19 protein-coding genes are annotated in these 21,341 nt (G+C 49.7%); 3 read left to right on the top strand and 16 right to left on the bottom strand.

Annotated features, from left to right (window positions below; all coding sequences use genetic code 11):
- Nucleotides 1-342: 342 nt before the first annotated feature.
- The 7 genes from PHF27_RS07305 to PHF27_RS07275 all read right to left on the bottom strand — a co-directional run bounded on the left by PHF27_RS07305 (nt 343) and on the right by PHF27_RS07275 (nt 8,903).
- Entirely contained in the window at nt 343-918 is a 576-nt protein-coding gene (locus tag PHF27_RS07305; RefSeq protein WP_300067821.1) for a TIGR00730 family Rossman fold protein, read from the bottom strand.
- Between the two features lie 32 nt (nt 919-950).
- Nucleotides 951-1,808 (bottom strand): radical SAM protein, encoded by an 858-nt coding sequence (locus tag PHF27_RS07300; RefSeq protein ID WP_300067819.1) that lies wholly within the window; start codon nt 1,806-1,808, stop codon nt 951-953.
- A 215-nt stretch (nt 1,809-2,023) separates the two neighbouring features.
- Nucleotides 2,024-5,674: a dynamin family protein gene (locus tag PHF27_RS07295; protein WP_300067816.1), complete on the bottom strand. Its 3,651-nt coding sequence runs from the start codon at nt 5,672-5,674 to the stop codon at nt 2,024-2,026.
- Between the two features lie 264 nt (nt 5,675-5,938).
- A complete protein-coding gene (locus tag PHF27_RS07290; protein WP_300067814.1) occupies nt 5,939-6,571 on the bottom strand; it encodes a class I SAM-dependent methyltransferase in 633 nt (210 codons plus the stop codon).
- Nucleotides 6,559-7,491 (bottom strand): RluA family pseudouridine synthase, encoded by a 933-nt coding sequence (locus PHF27_RS07285; protein ID WP_300067812.1) that lies wholly within the window; start codon nt 7,489-7,491, stop codon nt 6,559-6,561. The genes PHF27_RS07290 and PHF27_RS07285 overlap by 13 nt, the downstream gene beginning before the upstream one ends.
- Nucleotides 7,488-8,306, bottom strand: a complete 819-nt coding sequence (locus tag PHF27_RS07280; RefSeq protein WP_300067809.1) for a polysaccharide deacetylase family protein — start codon at nt 8,304-8,306, stop codon at nt 7,488-7,490. Before PHF27_RS07280 ends, PHF27_RS07285 begins: the two co-directional genes overlap by 4 nt.
- Before the next feature lie 159 nt (nt 8,307-8,465).
- A complete protein-coding gene (locus PHF27_RS07275; protein WP_300067807.1) occupies nt 8,466-8,903 on the bottom strand; it encodes a GxxExxY protein in 438 nt (145 codons plus the stop codon).
- Nucleotides 8,904-9,143: 240 nt separating this feature from the next.
- Between PHF27_RS07275 and PHF27_RS07270 the strand changes: the two genes are divergently transcribed.
- Complete coding sequence (locus PHF27_RS07270; protein WP_300067804.1) at nt 9,144-10,352, top strand: MFS transporter; 1,209 nt, start codon at nt 9,144-9,146, stop codon at nt 10,350-10,352.
- A 416-nt stretch (nt 10,353-10,768) separates the two neighbouring features.
- Here the strand turns inward: PHF27_RS07270 and PHF27_RS07265 are convergent, their stop codons facing one another.
- From PHF27_RS07265 to pdxK, 3 genes are all read right to left on the bottom strand, one after another.
- On the bottom strand, nt 10,769-11,611 hold the full coding sequence (locus tag PHF27_RS07265; protein ID WP_300067801.1) for a pirin family protein: 843 nt from the start codon (nt 11,609-11,611) through the stop codon (nt 10,769-10,771).
- A gap of 468 nt (nt 11,612-12,079) precedes the next feature.
- The gene (locus PHF27_RS07260) at nt 12,080-12,613 is read right to left on the bottom strand and encodes an ECF transporter S component (RefSeq protein WP_300067798.1); all 534 of its coding nucleotides are present in this window, start codon (nt 12,611-12,613) and stop codon (nt 12,080-12,082) included.
- A gap of 24 nt (nt 12,614-12,637) precedes the next feature.
- Nucleotides 12,638-13,450 (bottom strand): pyridoxine/pyridoxal/pyridoxamine kinase, encoded by an 813-nt coding sequence (gene pdxK / locus PHF27_RS07255; RefSeq protein WP_300067795.1) that lies wholly within the window; start codon nt 13,448-13,450, stop codon nt 12,638-12,640.
- A gap of 142 nt (nt 13,451-13,592) precedes the next feature.
- Between pdxK and PHF27_RS07250 the strand changes: the two genes are divergently transcribed.
- Entirely contained in the window at nt 13,593-14,990 is a 1,398-nt protein-coding gene (locus tag PHF27_RS07250) for a PLP-dependent aminotransferase family protein (protein ID WP_300067792.1), read from the top strand.
- A 566-nt stretch (nt 14,991-15,556) separates the two neighbouring features.
- Here the strand turns inward: PHF27_RS07250 and PHF27_RS07245 are convergent.
- Nucleotides 15,557-16,069, bottom strand: coding sequence for a nitroreductase family protein (locus tag PHF27_RS07245; RefSeq protein ID WP_300067789.1), 513 nt, complete (start codon nt 16,067-16,069; stop codon nt 15,557-15,559).
- Nucleotides 16,070-16,189: 120 nt separating this feature from the next.
- On the opposite strand from PHF27_RS07245, the gene PHF27_RS07240 reads away from it, so the two are divergent.
- Nucleotides 16,190-16,540: a helix-turn-helix domain-containing protein gene (locus PHF27_RS07240; protein ID WP_300067823.1), complete on the top strand. Its 351-nt coding sequence runs from the start codon at nt 16,190-16,192 to the stop codon at nt 16,538-16,540.
- 63 nt (nt 16,541-16,603) lie between these two features.
- On the opposite strand, the gene PHF27_RS07235 is transcribed toward PHF27_RS07240, so the two are convergent.
- The 5 genes from PHF27_RS07235 to PHF27_RS07215 form a co-directional block, all read right to left on the bottom strand.
- Nucleotides 16,604-17,149 (bottom strand): flavodoxin family protein, encoded by a 546-nt coding sequence (locus tag PHF27_RS07235; RefSeq protein WP_300067786.1) that lies wholly within the window; start codon nt 17,147-17,149, stop codon nt 16,604-16,606.
- A 30-nt stretch (nt 17,150-17,179) separates the two neighbouring features.
- Nucleotides 17,180-17,368, bottom strand: coding sequence for a 4-oxalocrotonate tautomerase DmpI (gene dmpI / locus PHF27_RS07230; RefSeq protein WP_300067783.1), 189 nt, complete (start codon nt 17,366-17,368; stop codon nt 17,180-17,182).
- 173 nt (nt 17,369-17,541) lie between these two features.
- On the bottom strand, nt 17,542-17,790 hold the full coding sequence (locus PHF27_RS07225; RefSeq protein ID WP_300067780.1) for an acyl carrier protein: 249 nt from the start codon (nt 17,788-17,790) through the stop codon (nt 17,542-17,544).
- A gap of 21 nt (nt 17,791-17,811) precedes the next feature.
- Nucleotides 17,812-20,373, bottom strand: a complete 2,562-nt coding sequence (locus PHF27_RS07220) for a GNAT family N-acetyltransferase (RefSeq protein ID WP_300067777.1) — start codon at nt 20,371-20,373, stop codon at nt 17,812-17,814.
- 112 nt (nt 20,374-20,485) lie between these two features.
- Nucleotides 20,486-21,199 carry a L,D-transpeptidase family protein gene (locus PHF27_RS07215; RefSeq protein WP_300067774.1) on the bottom strand — a complete coding sequence of 238 codons (714 nt, stop codon included), beginning with the start codon at nt 21,197-21,199 and terminating at the stop codon, nt 20,486-20,488.
- Nucleotides 21,200-21,341: the final 142 nt, after the last annotated feature.

Raw genomic sequence — 21,341 nt, 5'->3', positions numbered from 1 at the left:
CGGAATTCCTGGTCAAGGAAGGCATCGACTCTATGTCCCTCAATCCCGACTCGGTGATGAAAATCACCCTGCGCGTCCTAGAGATGGAGCAAAAGATAAAATGGAACGGCACACAGAGTAAGCAGAGTAACAGAGAAATGCCAGAGGGGGGACAAAACAAGGATTGAACAGGAAAATCGGAGTCGCGGGAGGGCACGCAGGAGAGGGAACGAAGCTTTTCGCGTCTTTCGCGTCTTTCGCGTCTTTCGCGTGTTTCGCGTGTTTCGCGGTTCGTCAGCAACGTCCCCCCAACAGAAAGCAAAGGAGCTATGACTAAAAAAGTCATAGCTCCTTCTGCTTCTTTCACGTAAGCCAGCGCTCTGCAAATACAGGAGACTCATAAGCGTCAATATACTGCAGCGCCTCTGAAACTTTCTCAGTCACAAAATACAATTCATTACAAACCATTTTAGCAAATTGCTGGTCAATCGCCTTCTCGAACTGCTCCAGCAAATTATCGTAAAAGTTATTGATGTTCAAAATGACAATGGGCTTATCATGGTAGCGCAATTGCTTGAGCGTAATGATTTCCAGAACCTCTTCCATGGTTCCGTAGCCTCCGGGCAGCGCAATAAACGCATCGGACCGCTCGTCCATAGCAGCCTTGCGCTCGCGCATGCATTTGGTTACCACCAGTTCGTCGCATTTGTCATAGACAACGCCTTCCAAATTTAAGGCTTCCGGAATCACGCCAATTACCTGCCCTTGATGCTCATGCACTGACTTGGCGCACGCGCCCATCAGCCCAGTGATGCCGCCGCCAAAAAGGAACCGGTCTCCTTTCACGGCGATTTCCCGTCCTAAATGGTGCGCCGCATCAAAATACACCGGGTCAATCGTTCTGCTAGAAGAGCTATATACGCAAATTACCTTGTTCATCAATTGCTTCTCCTGTTTCTCCTATGGAAAAATTATACCGCCACGGTTTGCTTCAATTGTCCGCAGCCGCCTTGAATATCGCTGCCAAAATTATGAAAAATCTCCGCCTCCACCGTTGTCTTCATTGTATTATAAAAATCCAAAACCTCCAAGCGATTCGCCGGCGTCAAGCCCTCTATATTGTTTTCGTTATACTGCGAAAGAATCAATTTCAACGGTTTTCCCTGCAAAAGCGCCGTCAAACGAGCCGCATCGCCCTCGGTGTTGTTGAAACCATGAAACAGCATGTACCGGATGCGCGCTTTGGTGTTAAACACAGCCGCATAAGCCGCCGCAGCCTGAATAATCTCCTCAACGCCGTATTCCTGCGTCATGGGAATAATCTGCCGGCGCTGCTCATCGGCCGAAGCATGGAGCGAAAGATTCAGGCGAATGGAGATATCACTGCCTTGAAAATCCTCAATCATCTCATAGATCTTCGGCACAATCCCCACCGTAGCCAGTTCAAACTGCCGCAGCCCCCAGCGGGAGCGCAGCTCCAAAACGGCCGCCTTAACTTGGTCATAATTGCGCAGCGGCTCGCCCATGCCGGCGAACACCACTGCCTCCAAGGAAGTTTTCTTGGCATTTTTACGTGTTCGATTGCAAAGCTCCACCTGACCGACAATCTCCTGGGCCGTCAGGTTGCGAATAAAGCCCTGCCTGCCTGTGGCGCAAAAGCGGCAGCCCATGTGACAGCCTACCTGCGAAGATATACAGACCGTGCTGTTAAAAGTCAACCGTCTCGCTTCATCCACCATATAGAGAGTTTCGACAGTATGACCGTCTGCCAAGCTCACAAGATACTTTTCCGAATGATCGCAACTGAGCCGTTTTTCTACTACATTCATTGCAGCTTCCTCCGCCCTTAGAAAAATAAAATCGCCCTCTGTGACATGCCAGAGGGCGAAAGAAGCAGAAAAACCTGCAAAAGTCCATACCCTCTATCACTCGTAGAGTCAATGGCGGCATACAGGCTTGACTAATGCAGGCGCCTGTACTCAATTGCATTCAATGTACCATAAACAGCCACAGGGTTCATATAAAAAAACTATCAACTTTTGTACTATTCTTGGGGTAAGCGCTGCTGAATATCCAGAAGCGTCTCTACCGGCACGCCGCCGTCCAAGGCGGACAACAGACTCAAATAGAACTCTGCCGCCTGTTCCGTCATCTGCCCGATAAGGCGGGTAAATTCTTCCTCTAAAACTGCGTCATAGCTCGTCTGCATACGGATTTTTTCTCTCTGCAGATATTCATCGGCCAGCACGCTAAGAAGCTCATAGAGCGCTTCCCCCATAGCCTTGCTTTCCCCTTGCTCGAAAAACGCTTTAGGATTTTTAAAGCAAGCCATCGCTTTGCCAAACTTGTCTAACGGCGCGTCTTGAAAAGCGGCCGCAAACTCAAGGTGCTCCCGATTTTCCAGTTCAAACGCGGCAAAAGATACATCGGCGTTGATTTCCCCTAGTCGTTCGGCTAGGCTCTGCTGATACTCAGCCGCCTGCTTTTGCGCAAATCGTTCCAAACGCACCGTAGTCGCGCGCAGCTCCTGGGCCAAATCAAAGCCGACCTGTTCCAGCAGCTCGCCCAAAGATTGGCGCAACACCTTTTTCAAATCCCGGCCATCGTCTCGCAACACCGCCGGATTGAAGGCTTCTTTGAAGAAATCATTGAACCGCAAAAACACCCGCTGTTTCGCATAGTAAAGCAACTCTTCCATTTCCTGCTGCAGACTGCTGCACAGCGTTTGCACGGTTTGCTGCGCCAAAAACGACGCAATCTCGCCTTGTTCGCTTTCCAGTTTGGCTCTTTTTTGCTCTTTCACCGAGACATCCTCGCGGGCGCTGGCAATAAGAGCGCTTACGCGCTGTTCAACGCGGCGCAGCTCGTTTTCAGACGCCGCTACCGCCAGGTTAGCCAAATCGTTGGCAATAAAGTGATAAAACGCTTCTTCAAATACAGGCATACCCGAAGGGGCAACCGCCGTCTTTGCCTGTTTTTCCTTCAACGCATGTAGGCTGGACAGCGCGTACAAATGGGGATTGCGAACGCCGTATTTAACAAGCTGCTCTTGCACATAAGCCATGACCGTTTCTTTTTCTTCTTCGTTGTCGGCCAAGTCAATGGCGTTGATGATAAAGAACATTTTATCCAGTTGGAAAGCGTCTTTTACCCGCCCCAATTGAATCAGGAACTCCCGATCCGCTTTGGAAAAAGCATGATTATAATACGTAACAAAGAGAATGGCATCCGAGTTTTTGATGAACTCAAAGGCGACGCCCGTATGGCGGGCGTTGATGGAATCCGCCCCTGGAGTGTCTACCAGCGTAATACCCTTGCGAGTCAAGGGACAGTCATAGTACAGGTCAATCCATTCTACAAAACAGGATTTTTCCTCTACCGCCACATAATCGCCAAATTCCGCCATGGTTGTTTCCAGCACAGCCCCCAGCTGCTCCCCAAAGGCGGCGTAACCGCGCGCAAAAGCCTGCAAAAAAGCATAGCTTGTTTTTTCCGCCGCGCCAACCGACGCGCCCTGTCCTAAAGCGGCTGCTTTTTCCCTGGCGTCAGCCAGCGTGGCCGCCTGCACTTCAAACAGGCGCAGCGCCTGATTGACATCGTCCAGCAGAGCGCTGGCGTCCTTCACCTTAACGCGCACCGCCCCATGCGGGCAAATCTCGTTCACCGGCTTAATCTGATTAATCGCGGCTGTTGTCGGGTTCGGCGAAACCGGCAGCACTTTCTCTCCAAGAAGAGCATTAGCAAAAGAAGATTTGCCGGCGCTAAACGCCCCGAATAACGCGACCGTAAAGCCTTTATGTTCTAAACGCGCCGCCTTTTCCTCCAGCTCCCTGGCCAGTTTTGCAAAACCAGGCAAATCATGCACAAGATGCGCCGTCTGTTGGAGGGCGCTTGCCGTTTGCTTCATACGATCCGTCGCTTCGACGGCTGCCGCTTTTTTCTCGTTTACCTTAGGCCTGGTTTGGACACAAGGAGGCGCTTTTTTCACGAGTTCCACCTGCCCAGTTTGCGGCGAAACAACGTCAAATTCCTCTTCGTTCTGTGCCAGCAGGCAAAACGCTTCTTCTGTAATTTCCTTCGCTTGGCTAAGCAGCTTATCCGCTTCCGCCTGCGCCAGCTTAGCGGCGGCTTCCTGTTTTTTCAGCTGTTCCAGGGCGGCAATATAACGCTCCAAACCGGCTGATTTTTGCGCCAGCCGCACCTGCAGCGCAGCAGTACGCTCTTGGAGCGCCTCCAGGATATCGACTTCCAGAGAAGCCAGATTTCGTTTCACTGCAAGTTTAATTTCGTTAGCCACGCTCTCCGTATAATTGATGACCGATTCTCCGGAAAGGCGGGCGCCCGGCTTTACCGCGCCCACTAGCGCTTCCTTGGCCAAAGGCGCCGTAAACTGCTGCGCCCTTGCGAGCAATTCCTTGTCTTCCAAACGCCGTTCTTTTAAGAAACGCCCCAGGAACTCGCGCAGATGCCATTCTAGTTGTGATTTTATCTTTTCCAACACACCCTGATAAAAAAGCTCCAACCGGTTTTCCCGTTCCGCCTCTGTTTTCTGCTTGGTAAACAAAAAACCAACCTTAAAGCCCGCCTGGCAGGCTTCCAAATACGCTTCCGCCAACGCCCGCGTTTCAAAGGGCATCAAATAAGCATTCTGCATAATTTTGCTGACTTCCAGGTCAAACTGACTCTCTGCTTTTTCCAGGCCTTCGCCCAGCAGGTTCTTTTCCGCCAGCAGCTTGTCATAGTTCGCCTGCAGCTCCTCTTGCTCCGCCGTCGACAGCTCGCCCAGAACCTCCCTGGCCGACTGTAATTTATCTTCGCCTTTTTTCCGCGCCGCCGTTAGATGATCCCCAACGATTTTTTGCAGGGAATGGAACACCGACTGCAACAGCAGCGAGTCTTTCGCCTGCAGCCGCTCCGCCAAAAAGGCCTGCAGCGCCGGGAACTGATTATGCGCATGTTCATCGCTTTTGAGAGACGTATAAAAAATATGCGTTGCCTTAACTCCCCAGGAAGCAAAGGAATTTACCACACTGGCCTGAAAATCGGCAAAGGAAAGTTCCTGCTCGGAATGCTTATCCACTTGGTTAATGACCAAACAAACCTCTTTACCCGCTTCCGTCAGTTCTTTAGTAAACATAAAATTTAATTCGGACTGCACGTGGTTGTAATCCATGACATAAAAAATCAAATCCGCCAGATGAATGGCCGACTCGGTGGCGATGCGATGCGCGTCATCCGCCGAATCAATGCCAGGCGTATCCAGAACCACCACTTGCGGCGGCAGTTGACAGTCAGCCTGACTGAGTTCAATCTCCTGAATTTGGTCGCCGTCTTTGCAATACTGCTTCACCAGCTCGTAGTCATAAGGCGCCAAATACATGCGCGGCTTTTCGTTCTTGAAAAACACCTTGGCATACGCTTCGCCCGCCTTGACCTTCACCAAATTGGCGCTGGTCGGGATGGGGCTTGACGGCAGTAGATTTTCACCGATCAAGCGGTTGATAATCGTAGATTTCCCCGCTGAAAAATGGCCGCAAAAAGCAATGGCAAACTCTTGCTGCGCCAGCTTGCCCGCTAGCTGCTTTATTTTTGCCGCATTATCGGAGTCCTGATGGGCCAATACATAGTCATAAGCCGCTGCCAGCTTTCCTTTTAAGGTTCGTAAATCTGCCGGGCGGTTCATAGTTTGAAGCATGTGCAAATTCCCTTCATATCGCAAAATAGAATACTACAGTACGTTTATTCTATACGAAAATTGTAAGAAAGGCCAGAGGACGAAAGGGTACGACGAGGTTACAAGATTTACACAGAGAATCAGAGAAAAGGCCAGAGGAAGCAGAGACAAACCAAAATATTGAACAAGAGAATCGGAGTCACGAGAGGACACACAAGAGAAATACAAGGTACGATAGTAAAAAATCCGCCCTTTCCTGCAAGGAAAGAGCGAATTTAAGCGTCACTATGGCTTTTGCAAATATACCGTATAGGCCAGGGCATTTCCTGTAAAACCGACTTCCGCAAAGCCAGCCGCCTGGGCCAAGTCCAACACATGCGCTTTGCGCTGGTAATGGGGATCAAAAATCGTTTCAGCAATCGCCAATACGCCCCCCGGCTTTAACGCTGCAAACACTTCTTGCAAAGCCGCCGCCTGCTGGGGAATTTCCCCCAGCACCGCCGCCATCACCGCCCGGTCCGCCTGATACGCCGGCAGCTTTCCTTCGCCCAAAGGAAGCTTTGCAAACTCAATCATGGTGAAATTTTCCTGTTGCGCTTTGCGCTGTACCACATCCAGCATGCCCTGCTGCAAATCAACAGCGATCACCTTGCCATCTGCGCCCACCGCTTTGGCTAAAGGAAGCGTAACCCTCCCCGGGCCGCAGCCGGCATCCAAGACGGTCATGCCTTCGGCAACGCCCAAGCCGGCGAGAATAGTCTTGGCTTGGCTGTTTTTCGCTAAAGGATTTTCCATCTCCACCATGCGGTACAGCCAAGACGGACAAGGAAGACTTTTTCTCCGGGAAACAAGCTTCCAAACAACCCAGATACAGCACAGCGCAGCAAAAATGCTAAAAATAGCCGTCAAGGCGTCCACGGCGTTACCTCCTCCGCCTCGCGCCGCACATGGCGGCAATGCGCAAGGGCTGCCTCAAAATCTTCCGGCAACGGCGCCTGCACCGTAACTTCACGCAGCTCCTTAAGATGCCCAAAACGCACGCAGGCCGCATGCAGCGCCTGCCGGGGCATCCAGGACGTCCGCCTTCCATACATGCCGTCGCCAATAAGGGGATGACCCAGATGCGAGGCATGCAGTCGAATCTGGTGAGTTCGCCCGGTTTCCAGCGTCAGCTCCAACAGTGAGGCCGCCGCATAGCTTTCCAGCGTTCGATAATGCGTAACCGCCTTCTCCCCGTCCTCGCGCACCGCCCGCCGATTCGGACGATTGGGATGCGCGCCGAGCGGCGCATCAATAGTTCCCTCCGCTGGCGATACCTCGCCGTTTACGAGGGCCCAGTAGATTCGCTGCAGCCGTTTCTCTTTCATTTGCTGCTCCAGCAGGAACTGGCTGTGAGCATCTTTGGCAAAGATGACGCACCCGGAAGTGTCCCGATCAAGGCGGTGCAACGGCCGAATGGCGCAGAGCACCTCCCGCCGCTGCAGCTCATAAGCCAAATAGTTCGCCAAGGTGCCGCTCATCGTCCGTCCCGCCGGATGCACCAACAGCCCTGCAGGCTTATTCAACACAAGCACATACTCATCTTCATAAAGAATCTCCACGCAGCCTTCTTCCGGCTGGACGCCGTAAGAAGCATCTTCCGCCAGCAACACGCGCAGACTATCGCCGGCTTTTACTTTTTTCTGCAAAAATACAGCCTTGCCGTTCAACAAAATCCCCTTCTGCCTTGTCAGCTTTTGGAGCCGTCTCCCGGAGTACTGCAAAACTTGTTTTAAATAGGCTTCCAGCGTCATGCCTGCATGTTCTTCGACTATTTGGTAGGAAGTAAATTTTTTCACTGCGGCAATTCTCCAAATTGTTCTTTAAACGCCTCAAGCGGCATGGTTTTATAGGTATGCAAATACTTTTTGAACAGTTCCATCTTATTTTGCCCCAGGGCTACGCCCATGTAAATGCGCGGGATGCTATACTTGGCTGCTTGCCCCTGCAGACCCAAGTCGGACACGGAAAAAGCGACGTCATAGCCGGCTTCTTTGGCGGTTTGCAGGACCTCGCTGTTATAATGGCCAAAAGGAAAAGCAATGATGCGGCAAGGTTTATTGGTAACGCTTTCGATAAATTGCTTCGAAGCCTTCAGCTCGTACTGCAGCTCTTGTTTAGAAATCGCGCTGAGATCAGCATGGGTCATCGTGTGCGATTGAATGGAAAACAACGGATTAGCGGCCAGTTCCTGCAGTTGTTTGTCCGTTAGATACGGGTAGCCTGTTAACGCAGAATTAAGGCCTTTTTTAAAGATAAAGAACGTCGCTTTCATTTTATACTTCGCCAGAGCCGGCGCCGCATACTGATAAATGCCCTCATAGCCGTCATCGAAGGTGATCAGCACTGTTTTTTCAGGAAATGGGCGCTTCGTGTCAACATACTGCAAAAATTCATCCATACTTAAAGTCTGATAGCCTTCTTGCGCCAGCCAAGCCAGCTGCGCCTGAAAATCGTCCACCGAAACATCAAAGCCATTGATAGGCTTCACTTTAATATCATGATACATAAGTACTGGTGGAAAATAAGCTCGTTCTTGAAGCGCCTGTCCATTAGCCCAAGCGCTTGACGCCGTCAGCAACAGCAATAATAGAACAACTATACATTTTCGCAATCTGAGTCCCCCATTCTGATTCATATTTTATCAACTAACTTTCGTCATTTGCCCAGAAATATTATTCAACCGCGAAAAACGCGAAAATCGCGAAAATGATAATACTCACAGGAAATAAATCAGCTTATATAACCCTTTCGTGTGGTTCGCGGTTCGTTATCATCGTTCCCCACAATTACTATTCAAATGCGAAAAGTGATTTGCCATTCTCATTATCTGCGCCTTAGGAAACGCTCCAAAGTTTACAAGCAATCCCAATTCAAGATTAGTTGCTTTTAGATAGTTAAGCAACTGCGCTTGATGTTCCGATGCGAGTTCTTTCACAGCTTTCAGCTCGACAATTATTTTACCATAGCATATCAAATCAGGAATGTATGCTTGCTTTAATGTCGCTCCCTTATATGCCAACGGCAACACAACTTGCCTGCAAAACGGAACGCCACGCCGTTTCAGTTCGATTTCTAGACACTCCTGGTAAACTGCTTCAAGAAAACCACCGCCCATTTCACGGTACACTTCAAAAACAGCGCCTTGAATCAAGTAACACTCATCTTTATATAAAATGCTTTCGCATTTTTCGTCAGTTTCGCGACTCATGATCAAAGCCCCCATAATTATTATTGAACTTACAACACCCTTTCGCGTTTTTCGCGTGGTTCGCGGTTCGTTGCCATTATCTCCTTTTTCATTGTACCTTTACTTGATTAAATCCTGCAACTTTTCTTCGACATACCAATTCTCTCTTGTCAGCGTTATGTTAGTTGTTAACAAAGCAAGACAGGTTTATAGTAGGAGAAGAACACCTCTGCCTCATGCTATGCAGAAAGGAAGATTCTTATGCCAAATGCTTCTACCTCGCCAGCGGCTGCTAAACCGGTTAAATCCTTATGGGCCGGCAGCTTGGCTCATTTTATTCATGACGGCTGCTCTGATATGCTTTATCTGTTTTTCCCTTTATGGCAGGCGCAGTTTGCGCTAAGCTTTGCCGAAATCGGCATCCTAAAAACACTCTTTTCCGGTACTATGGCTAGCCTGCAGGTTCCCGCCTCTTCGCTGGCCCCTCGCTTGGGGGCCGAAAAATTATTAGCCTGGGGCACGCTGCTTTTAGGCGCAGCCATGCTGTTTCTGGGAAATGTTGATACTATTTATTTTGTAGGCTTCCTATTAGTCCTTGGAGGCCTTGGTTCCAGCACGCAGCACCCTATGTCCTCCGCCTTAATTTCGGACGCCTACGAACAAATCGACCTGCGCCGCAAAGCGCTTAGCACCTTTAATGTGGCAGGAGACTTAGGCAAACTGGCGTTGCCGGCTACAGGCGCCTTTATTGTCAGCCAATCCAACTGGATGAGCGCCGCCCAAGCAGCTGGTGTTGCCACACTTTGTATCGCAGGCTGGCTTTTCTTCTATTTCCCGCACCAAAAGCCCTCTCTCTCTAAAATCTCCTCTGCACCGTCCGAGCAGCCAGCCACCGCCATAGGAGGCTGGCTCAATTACAAGCCGTTTTGGTCTTTATCCTCCATCGGTGTCATCGATAGCGCCACTCGCATGGGCTTCTTAACTTTTTTTCCGTTTTTGCTGCAGCAAAAAGGAGGCAGCATCGCCGACACCGGCATTGCTTTGTCGCTTATTTTCGCCGGCGGCGCGTGCGGCAAGCTGGCTTGCGGCCGCTTGGCCCTACGCATCGGCGTACTCCGCTCCGTCATTTTGACAGAGATTGTCACAGCCCTCTGTATTATCAGCACACTGTTTTTGCCTCTTTTACCAACTCTCCTGCTGGCGCCGCTTTTAGGTGTCGCTCTCAATGGGACATCCTCCGTACTTTATGGCAGTGTCCCGGAATTGGTTCCCCCTACGCACCGCCAAAAAGCCTTTGCCATCTTCTATACCATGACCATCGGCTCCGGAGCGATCTCCCCGTTTCTCTACGGTTTGGCCGGCGACGTAATCGGTCTATCACAAGTTGTCCTTCTCTTAGCCTGCATTGTTTTAGCGACATTGCCTCTTACACTGCCTTTGCGCAACCGTTTAGGGACCGAAGGGACATAACGCAGAACAGTATTGAACAAGAGAACCAGAGTCACGGGAGGGTACGCAGGAGAAACAAAAGGCGTTTTTTTGAATAGGAAGTAAAGTGAGGGAACGAAGGAAGCTACGGTGGCAATGATTGTATTTGAGACTTTTTGGAGCAAGACGGTCCGCAGGACGCAAAAACAGGAGGCGACGGAGAAAAGTTCCGTATGTCTGAGCACCAGCGAGTTCGCGGAACTGCCGTCGACTCCTATTTTTGCGAGTCGCGCGGAAGTCTTGTCTCAAATACAGTTATGCCGCCGTTTATACAGAAGCGCCTATCCCTTGATGACCCTGGGTTTTTCATCCGTAACAACTTATAAATTCTGGTATAGGCAAAAAGCCTTGAGACTACTTTTAAAACAAGTTTGTCTCAAGGCTTTTACTATGTCTGTTTACTTGATAAATGTATTTTCCTTCAACTCACGGAAAGCCGTATCCAGTTCTTCTTGGGTGTTCATAACAATAGGGCCGCCCCAGGCAACTGGTTCTTGCAAGGGCCGCCCAGCTGCCAGCAAAAACCGCAAGCCGGACTCCGCCGCTTTCACCTGCAGCAAAGCTCCTTCGGAAAACAAAACCGCTTGCTTTACCGCAACCGCTGTTTCTTCCACTGCTCCAACTGCGCCTTCTCCTTGAAAAATATAGATAAACAAAGAGGCGTCCGGGTCTGTCTGCAGCATCCACTCCGCCCCAGCGTTCAACTCTACATCCAAAAGCAAGGGTTTCACGAAATCTCCTGATCTAGCACCTGCTGTTTCTTTGTACGTGCCTGCAATCACCCGAACCCGGGCCTTTTCTTCATCCACTACAGGCATCTCTCCTTGAGTGATACCGTGGTACATCGGAGCCGTCATTTTATCAGCAGCAGGCAGATTTAACCACAACTGAACGCCTAACATGCGCTCACTGGCTTTAGGCATTTCCTGGTGGATGATGCCGGAACCCGCCGTCATCCATTGACACTCTCCATCTAAAATACTGCCTGTGTTTCCCAGGCTGTCGCCATGTTCAATATCCCCTTGGATTAAGTAGGTTATCGTTTCAATGCCGCGGTGCGGATGCCAGGGGAAGCCCTTAATATAATCAAGAGGATTACGAGAATCAAAGGCGTCCAGCATCAAGAAGGGATCAAATTCTTTCGTGTCCTTCCGACCAATGACACGCACCAAGCGCACACCGGCGCCGTCAACCGTCTGCTCTCCTGTAATGATTTTCTTTACCTTTCTCGTCTGAATCATACCCACGTCACCTCACAATCTATTTTATGCAAAGAAATAACTAGTCATCGATATAGAGCCTAAGGTGCAAGCATCATTATAGACTATAAAATTCAATCCTTTTTTCTATTATCCTTGTTCATTTTTTCTCTTTTTTACTACCGAATTCTTTTCTTTGTTTCCTATTTACAAATAATAATTATCGTTATATAATGCAATTAGAGATAATCATTATCAATTACCTCTAATCCAATCAAAGGAAGTGTTTTTTATGAAAACCTTATTCGATAAATTGTTTGCTCACAAAGAAGAAGTGCGTTTGTGCAGCGCTAAAAACATCCTCGACTGCCCAGAATATTGGACCAAATTGGCAACAACCAGTTAAGAGCTTCTTCTAACGCGAAAGCGGTGGTAATTCTTGATCGCTCAAGAATTACCGCCGCTTTTTTATATACCCAAAATCCTCTGTATTCCGTTCCCCATGGCCGTTTACCGACGGCTTCCCGCCCAAGAAAGAGCCACTGCGTGTTTTTTCAACTTCTGCACCACCGGCAGCACAATCGCTGACGCTAGGCCAATCTGCACCAAATTGCCAGGCACCGAAACCATTGGCGCAATCCAGTTGCCGTAAATAATTCCTTCAGCGCCATAGTATCCCACGATCTTGATGGCGCAGGCCGCAACCAATGCCAATACATACGTTGCAAAAGACTGGTTTTTTTCGCACAAAGCGCCGATTGTATACCCCATCAGACCTACAATGACCAACGTAAACGGCGCCCACAAGAACCAGCCGCCGACTACGTCGAACAGGGCCATCCCCAAACCTCCCGCTAAGGCTCCCAGCCAACGTCCATAGAGAATGGCAATAATAAAGAGCGGTACATTTCCCAAGTGAATCAAACCGCCATTCGCTGCAATAGGAAGACGCACATTCACAAATACAGTGCACACAAAAACAAGGGCAATGCCTAGTGCTGCATACACCAAATATTTCGTTTGCTTTAAAGAGTTTTGTTCCATCGTATTTTTGCCACCTTTCCCCGCTTAAGCCTCAGTCAGGCGATGCGCTGCATGATACGTCGGTCCCACATACGAATTGATGGGAAAACCATGTTGAATAGCTTGGCTGACAAAGTTTTTAGCTTTTCCTACCGCTTCCGGCACCGACAGCCCCTGGGCCAAGCCGGCCGTAATTGAGGCAGCATAGGTGCAGCCTGCGCCATGAGTATAAGTGGTATTGATCTTCGGTGTTTCAAAGACGGTAAAGTCCTTGCCGTCGTACAAAATATCAATGGCATTATCCGTGCCCAGCTTAGAACCGCCTTTAATCAAGACGTACTTAGGGCCTAATGCATGAATTTTTACGGCAGCTTCTTTCATCGTCTCCACCGACTGAATACGTACGCCGCTCAACTGGCTGGCTTCAAATACATTCGGCGTAATCACAGTAGCTTTAGGAGCCAGCATTTGGCTGATGGCCACCGCTGCTTCCGGATGCAACACTTCATCGGTTCCCTTGCAAATCATAACCGGATCAATGACCACATTTTTCACCGCATACTCATCCAGCTTACGAGCTACCAAGGAAATAATTTCAACCGTTCCCAGCATGCCGGTCTTCATGGCATCTACGCCAATACCGCCAAGAACCGTATCAATCTGCGCTTCCAATGTCTCCAACGACAAGGGATACACGGCATGAGCCCAATTGTTTTTAGGATCTTGGGCCACAAGAACCGTAATGGCGGTCATGCCATACACGCCATATTCCTGAAAGGTTTTGATATCCGCCTGCAATCCGGCGCCGCCGCTTGTATCAGAACCGGCTATAGTAAGTGCTTTCGCTGGTGCTTTCATTTAAAATTCCTCCTGCCAAACTACTTTAACGTTTTTTCTTATTTTTTTATAAAAACCTGGTTGTATTATAAAGCAAATCTGATACCATTAAAATATACAGAATCTATATTTAAAATAAGTACAGATAGGAATGAAAAGGACCATGTCTAAACTGATACTGCTTGACCACGAAAGCAAAGAGCCTCTTTATATGCAGCTTTATCGCTATTTCCGCACGGAAATCGAGCAAAACAATTTAAAGGAAAATCAAAAAATCCCTTCCATCCGCTTTTTGGCGGATAGTTTATCGGTCAGCAAAATCACCGTAGAAAAAGCCTACCAGCAATTGCTCTGTGAAGGATATATCACCAGCGGCAATCGTACGCGTTATGCAGTCAACCGCTTTGTAGAAAACGCTTGGCCTTCGCCTGCACCGCAAAATGCCATTCCCAAAGAACAATCCTCGCAGGAACTGACGTTTAAATACGATCTGGCCAGTGGTGAAATGGATGCGGACGGCTTTGATTTCTCTCTTTGGAAGAGGTATATCAATAAAGCCTTCTTAGATCCAAGCCGTCTCATGCGCTACGGCGATCTCCAAGGCGAAATAGAGCTGCGCAAGGAGATTGTCAACTACATCCGTTCACGAGGTGTTAATTGCCATTACGGCCAAGTCATTGTCGGCCCTGGCGTACAAAGCCTGTTGAATATTTTGGCCAGCATGCTGAAGCCAGAGCATGACGGCATTGCCTTTGAAGAACCAGGCTTTAAAATGGGTCGCCGCACCTGGGAAGACCGGGGTTTTCAAATTATCCCGGTCCGTCTCAAAAAAGAAGGCATCGATACGGACGAGCTGGCTCGCAGCGGCGCTCGCCTTGTGTATGTGACGCCTTCGCATCAGTTCCCGACCGGTTATATTATGCCGATCGGCGAACGGACGCAGCTTTTAAATTGGGCCCGACAAACAGGCTCTACGGTTATTGAAGATGATTACGACAGTGAGTTTCGCTATTTCGGCCGCCCCCTCCCCGCCTTAAAAGGGTTGGATACGGAAGGCTCCGTCATTTACATGGGCTCTTTTTCCAAAGTCATTCCCCCATCCATCCGTATTAGCTATATGGTGCTGCCGGAACAGTTGCTGAAAAACTATCGGGAGCGCGCTTCCTTGTACAACCAAACAACGTCCGCCCTAGAGCAATTAGCTCTGGCTCGCTACATGGCCGATGGCCACCTGGAGCGGCAAATCCGCCGCCTCCGCAAGCTCTACAATGAAAAACATGCACTCTTTCTGGAAAGCATCCGGACCCTCTTAGGCCAGCAGGTAGCTATTAACGAAACCGAGTCCGGCCTCCATCTGGTTTTAACGGTAAAATCCTCGTTGACGCCAAAAGAATTATACGCACGGGCATTAGCGAAAGGCTGCCGCATCGCGCTTTTGCAGGATTACTATCTGGGAGAAGCTCCAACCTCTCCATCCCAAGTCATCCTTTATTTTTCTAAAATCCCGGCGGAAGAAATGAAAACAGCCATTCAGCTGTTAAAAGAAGCTTGGTTTGAGTAACGCACAGAACATAAAAGATTGAACAAGAGTCTCGGGAGTCGCGACGACGGCGCTGGATGCGCCTGACGGTACGTGATGTACCTAATGCCGGCGATGCCAAGGATGGCATAATCGCCGGTCTCCTCTGAAAATCCATGGATGGCCTAGCATCCGGTCTCCACCAGAAACTGAGGGTTACGAAGAAATTGATTTTTAACAGGAGTAGAGGGCGTAGAGCGAGGACACACTGGAGAGCTGCGACGGTGGCGGTCGTTGTATTTGAGACTTTTATTGGAGCAAGGCGGTCCGCAGGACGAAAACGTTGGCTAAGACGGATGACAGTTTCTCCTGTTTGAGCACAGCGAGTTAAGAAACTGCCGACTTAGCCAACGTTTTCGAGGCGCGCGCAAATCTTGTCTCAAATACAATGCTGCCGCCTCATTTATTAAAAATTGAACAAGAGTCACGAGAGAACCAGAGAGTACTCCTTATGGCCTCAGCGGCTGTGACATTTGCACCTAGAAAGAACCCCAGCCCTGCACAACGGCAAGGCTGGGGTTCTTTGCTGGCTAGCCGGAGCTCAAAGCTTACGGCTTATAGTTTTCATAGTGAATGCGGTTTGCTTCGAAACGGTCTACAAACTGATTTTCCGCCGAATACCCCAGCGCCAGCATAGCAAAGGGCGTAACTCCCGGAGGCAGTTGAAACAATTCGGTAATGTATTTCATCCGGTCTTCTTCCGGCGCAACTCCCATCCATACCGCTCCCAGGCCATTTTCGACGGCGGCTAACAATAGATTTTGCGTGGCCGCCGCCAAATCCTGCTGCCAATACTGCGGAAATTTCAACCCGGCTTCGTTTGCCAAAACAATAATGCCTAACGGGGCTTCTTGCATGGGCGATGCATACGGATGAGCCTTCGCCAATTTAGCCAGAGTATCTTTGTTTTCCACTACAATAAACTCCCACGGCCGCTGATTCGCTGCTGACGGAGCCTGCATCGCCGCCCTCAGCAACCGCTCTATCGTTTCTTTTTCCACCAATCTAGCTTCATAACGACGAATGCTCCGGCGTTTTTGAATCGCTTCATAGGTATTCATAATTCCACCATCCTTTTCAGGCTTGTTTAGGTTAATTATATCTGCTATTCTTTATTCATGTAAGTATGCACTCTATTGAAAGATACCATACTTTAATAAAGTTACTATCCAAAGGAGAGTATTGTGAAAGAAAAAGGCGAACTCAACCTTGATTGTCCGGTAGCCTATACACTATCTGTACTTGGCGGCAAGTGGAAATGGCTGATCATCTACATTCTAGCGGAAGAAACGATTCTCCGTTACGGAGAACTAAAAAGAAAATTACCAGGTATTACACATAAAATGCTAAGCCAACAACTCAAGGAATTAGAAGCGGAAGAATTGCTTTATCGCAAAGAATACCAGCAAATCCCGCCCAAAGTAGAATACTCACTGACAACACGCGCCCAAACGCTGCTGCCCATTCTAAAACTAATGTGCGAATGGGGTGCGGCCAATCAGCCATATACTACTTCCGCCTGCGCTTTATAAAAGTCCCCCTCAAAAGACGGAGCATAAGCCACTGGCCACAACGTCTCAATGGCTTTTGCTTTTTTATAAACTTTCCCCCAGGGTTTTCGCTCGTTCCAAAGCGTCCGTCTTTAGAATCTCGTCTTTATCATGCATTCCCGGCACGACAATTACTCCACGATCCTGCCAGCCCATAAACTCCAGCATGAGCTGATACGAGCGAACAATACCTTCAAATACCTTTTCTTCCTTGTCGCCGCCGGTTACCAACAAAACGCACTCTTTAATCGCCAAGGGCTTTTCAGCGATCAAAAAGGAATACATCTTATCCAGCGCCGCTTTCAGCTGCGTTGGAAAGGAAAACCAATACAGCGGCGTTGCCAGCACCAGCATATCCGCCGCTGCCAAGTGCGGCGCCAGTTCGTTAAAATCATCAGAAATGGAACACGCCGCGCCTTTTTTAAAACAGGTCTTACAGTCAATGCAGCCCTTAATCGTTTTATCGGCAGTCGCATATTTCATAACCATATGGCCCGCCTCCTGCGCTCCCGCAATAAAGGCATCCGCCAGTTTTTCGCTATTACCGCCTTTGCGCGGACTTCCTGTCAAAACCAAAATGTTTTTCCCCATCTTAGTATGCCTCCTTCACTATGCTTTGCCTTATTTCTTCTTATCCGCAAGCAGCATCCCGCCAACACCAATATTTTCTGTGCTGTTTTCTTTCAACAGTACAATAAACGCCCCCTCCGGCGCTTTCATAATCTCCGCCGCTTCTCGCGTCAACACCTCCGCTAGTTTGCGTTTTTGTTCAATATTCATCAGGGCTCCTTCTACTGTAATAACCGGCATAATTCATTCCTCCTGTTAAAGCCGCTCTATTATGGAGCAGCTTGTTTTTTCTCATTATAACCACATTGCTCCCATTATAAAAGTATGCACTTTTAAGGAAGATACTATGCAAAAAGAAAGTAATGACCAACAGCCAAATTTCTGTTGGTCATTACTTTCTTTTGTCAATACCGTTATGCTTCCTGTAACCGCTTGGCTACGTATTCAACCGCCGCCGCCAAGGTTTTTAGGTGCAAAATATCCGAACCCTGCATCACAATATCAAAAGCTTCTTCCAAATCGGCCAAAACCCAGCTGAAAGCCAGAGAATCCAGCCCCAACGAGGACAGTTCCGCTTGCGGCGCAATATCCTCGACCTTCAAGCCGGGTACTCGTTCCGCTAAAATACCTCGAATCACTTTTTCAATCTCGTTTACGTCCATATTCGCTCCTCCTCTATTCATTTACTGCTTGGTCAAATTTTCAAGCGCCAGCTCGCGCAGCTTAAATTTTTGCACCTTGCCGCTGGCGGTCAGAGGAAATTCCTCTACGAAGAAAAACATAAAGGGCACCTTGTTTAAGGCAATCCGCTCCCGACAATACCGCTTTAGTTCCAGTACCTTGGCGGTTTCTCCTTTTTGCAGCCGCACAAAGGCCACAATATCTTCGCCGTAATATTCGCTGGGGACGCCAACCACCTGCGCTTCGAGCACCTTAGGATGGGTCATCAGAAAGGTCTCTATTTCCGCAGGGCCTATATTTTCACCGCCGCGAATAATCAAGTCCTTGATGCGTCCGGTAATGTGGCAGCAGCCAACCTCATCGATTTGGGCCATATCGCCGCTATGCCACCAGCCACCATCATCCATAGCCTTTTGCGTCTCTTCCTCCATTTTATAATACCGCAGCATCGAAGACTGCCCCCGCACGCACAGCTCTCCCTCAACGCCTGGCGGAACCTCTTCCATAGTCCCCGCTTTGACAATGCGCAGTTCCATGCCCGGCAGCGCCGTGCCGACATGATTTATCCGCTCTTCTTGAGTTCTTGTGGGGCCGGCCAAAGACGCAATGATCACTTCCGTAGAGCCATATAGACAGCTAAAGCCGGTAGCGCCCAGCTTCTCAATCACCGCCTGCACCAACTCCGGCGGACAACTGGCTCCTGCCATATCCCCCACACATAACGAGCTTGTATCATAGGAATTGCGTTCCCATTCCTCTAACAGCGCCACAAACATCGTCGGCGTGCCGGACAAGCTGGTAACCCCCTGCTCCGCAATCGCCCGCAGCACCACGGGAGCTTGAAACCGTTCTACCCCCACCAAAGTTCCGCCATAATATAGCGCCGTCAAAATTACCGCATTGCCGTAGGCATGAAAGAAAGGCAGCGCCGAACACAATACCGAAGACGTCGTCAGCCCTTGGCGCTCTCCATAGGCTCTAGCATTACACAGGTACGCCTGCTGACAATGCACGACTCCTTTAGGCACGCCTGTCGTTCCCGACGTATATTGCAGTATAAACACATCTTGCGAGCGTTCCTCGTTGCAGCGCTGTCTATATACTTCTTCCTCCACAGCAGCTCCGCCAGCCAAGAAATCAGGCCAGAGAAGAACATCCTCGGCTTCGGCAGCGCAAAAAAACACCACCTTACGCAGCTTCGGCAACCGTTCCCGCACCGAACGAAGCACCTCCAGCCAAGCCTCTGCGCCGCTGCCTTGCGCTTCTAAAAACAGCACCGTCGCATCGGAATGATGCAGTACATACTCCAGTTCATACGCCCGATAATTGGTATTCAGCAGCACCAGCGGCGCCCCGGCTCTAGCGCAGCCAAACTGCACGGAAAGATATTCCGGAATATTAAACGCCCAGATAGCGGCATGCTCGCCGCGCTCCATTCCCAACGCCATAAGACCCTTGGCCACTTGCGCCGCTTCTGCATCTAGCTGCGCATACGTATACGAACGGTTCTTCTGGGGATACACCGCCGCTGTCTTTTCCGGCCATTTAGCCGCCGCCAAGCGCAGCACTCCGCCCCACGATTGCGGGCACACTTCCGCCCAGTCCTTCAAAATCAGCGCCTTAATTGCCTTAGCCTTCTTGGTATACGCATGGATAGCTTTCTCATCTACGTCGATTGACACTTTTTGCATCAGCAAACCATCTCCGCCGTACCAGCCCGGCAAGACGCCACCCAGAAAATAGCCGCGCCGCCGCAGTATCTCTACCGCCGCCCCGATCGTTTCGTCCCCCAGCCTCAAGAAAGCCTGCAATACCACCGTCCCGGCTGCGGACGCCTGGCTTTCCCACAAGGCTGCCTTCGCCTCAAAATCAGCACCGATGTTAGTAATCGACAAGCGCGCCACACCGGCTCCGGCAAACATCTCGATAGAGCCTTCCGTCGCCACCGCCTGCGGCAGCGGAGCCGTCGCCTCGACAAAGTTACAGGCTTCCGCCAACTCGCCATACAGCAACGCAAACGCTTCTTGATACACCTGCGGCACATACACCGTCTGGCCGCTTTCGCCAGGAGACGAAAAAATCAGTACCGTCGAGGTTCGCTCGCCGCCCTTGGCAGCGTCTCCCGGCATCAACGCTACCTCTAAGCCAGTTTCATGATAACCTCGCTTGGTCATCATCATTTGCGTGAACAAATGATTGCAAACCGCTTCGCCCCAAATCTGCTCCAACCCACGCTGGCGCGGAATTTCTGCCAGCGCATATTCCATCAAGGCAAAGCCTACGGAGGTTTGCCGCCATTCGTGGCACACCATAAGCTGGCCGCATTCATACAGCTCGGGGTTCGGCGGCGTGGAACGGTAAAAAGCAATATGGCCGATTACCGCTCCGACCTCATTTCTCGCTACCGCCCGCCAGGTAACGTCCTCTTCTTCCTGGCGCACCAGCGCTTTGGGATCATATACCTCCGCCACCGGATAGGAGTCCCCGTACACTTCCCTATACAGCGCTACTACCCCGGCAGCGTCTTGCGGCTGAAAAAGCGCCAATTCCCATTCCTGCGTCACACTTCCACCTCTTCCCTTAAAAAAGCCTTCTCTGAACCTTTAACACAAGCTTTTGAATTAGAAGTAAGCTTCCATTTATTGCTGCGCTTCTCCTGCCTACTTCTAAAACAGTTCATTCGATACAAACCGCCGGATTTTGTTCCGGTTTTAGCCATTTGAGGATCTTCTTTATATCCTTTTCCGCCATCGCCACACAGCCGCTTGTGGGAACACCCGGACCTTTACGGACATGCATAAAAATGGCGCTGCCTTTGCCCGCCACAACCGGCTCGGTATTGTACTCAATAACCAAACCTAGTTTATATAGCTCATCCTTGCGCCGCATCAGCTCGTACGACTTGGCCGCTGTTTTTCCTACAACCAGTTGGTTATAAAACGGCGAAGCCACATCGTCGATCCAATAATGTTGCTTTGTCACTTGTATGTAGGGCATGCTTATAGAGAACGACTCATAGCCAAAAGCTCGGCGCAACTTATACAAGCCCGCTGGCGTAGCGCCGTCTCCTTCTTGTTTTTGCGCGGCTGAAACCACGCCGCTTCTGCCTAGGTTGACTGGAATGTCTTTGTATTTCACAAGCCATTTTTCATCTTTTTTCTGCCAAGCCGTCAATGTGCCTACCTGTTTGTTTTTACTGTCTGATTGTACGATGAGTAGTTGACGCACATCCATAGGCGCTACATCCTCTGGCGGCGCTTCTACTTTCTTCGCCGCCTCGGCGCTATGATTACCAACTGAACCAAACAGAAAAAATAGAGCGCACAACAACAGCCAAGCAAGCAACCGATACTTGCAATGCAAATTAGACTCCCCCTTTACGATCAACAAGCAACTTTTGCCTCTTTTTTACAATTTTAATTGTACGTCATCTTCCCCTCGCTTGCCAGCAACGAAATAAAAACATGACCTCAACCTTCTGTTTTGAAGGGTAAGGTCATGTTTTTTTATTTCGTCGCTTATGCTTCCGCTC

The sequence above is a fragment of the Anaeromusa sp. genome, assembly GCF_028691475.1.
Classification (GTDB): domain Bacteria; phylum Bacillota; class Negativicutes; order Anaeromusales; family Anaeromusaceae; genus Anaeromusa.
The sequence above is the reverse complement of the archived record's forward strand: the minus strand, read 5'-3'. Positions and strand labels throughout refer to the sequence as shown.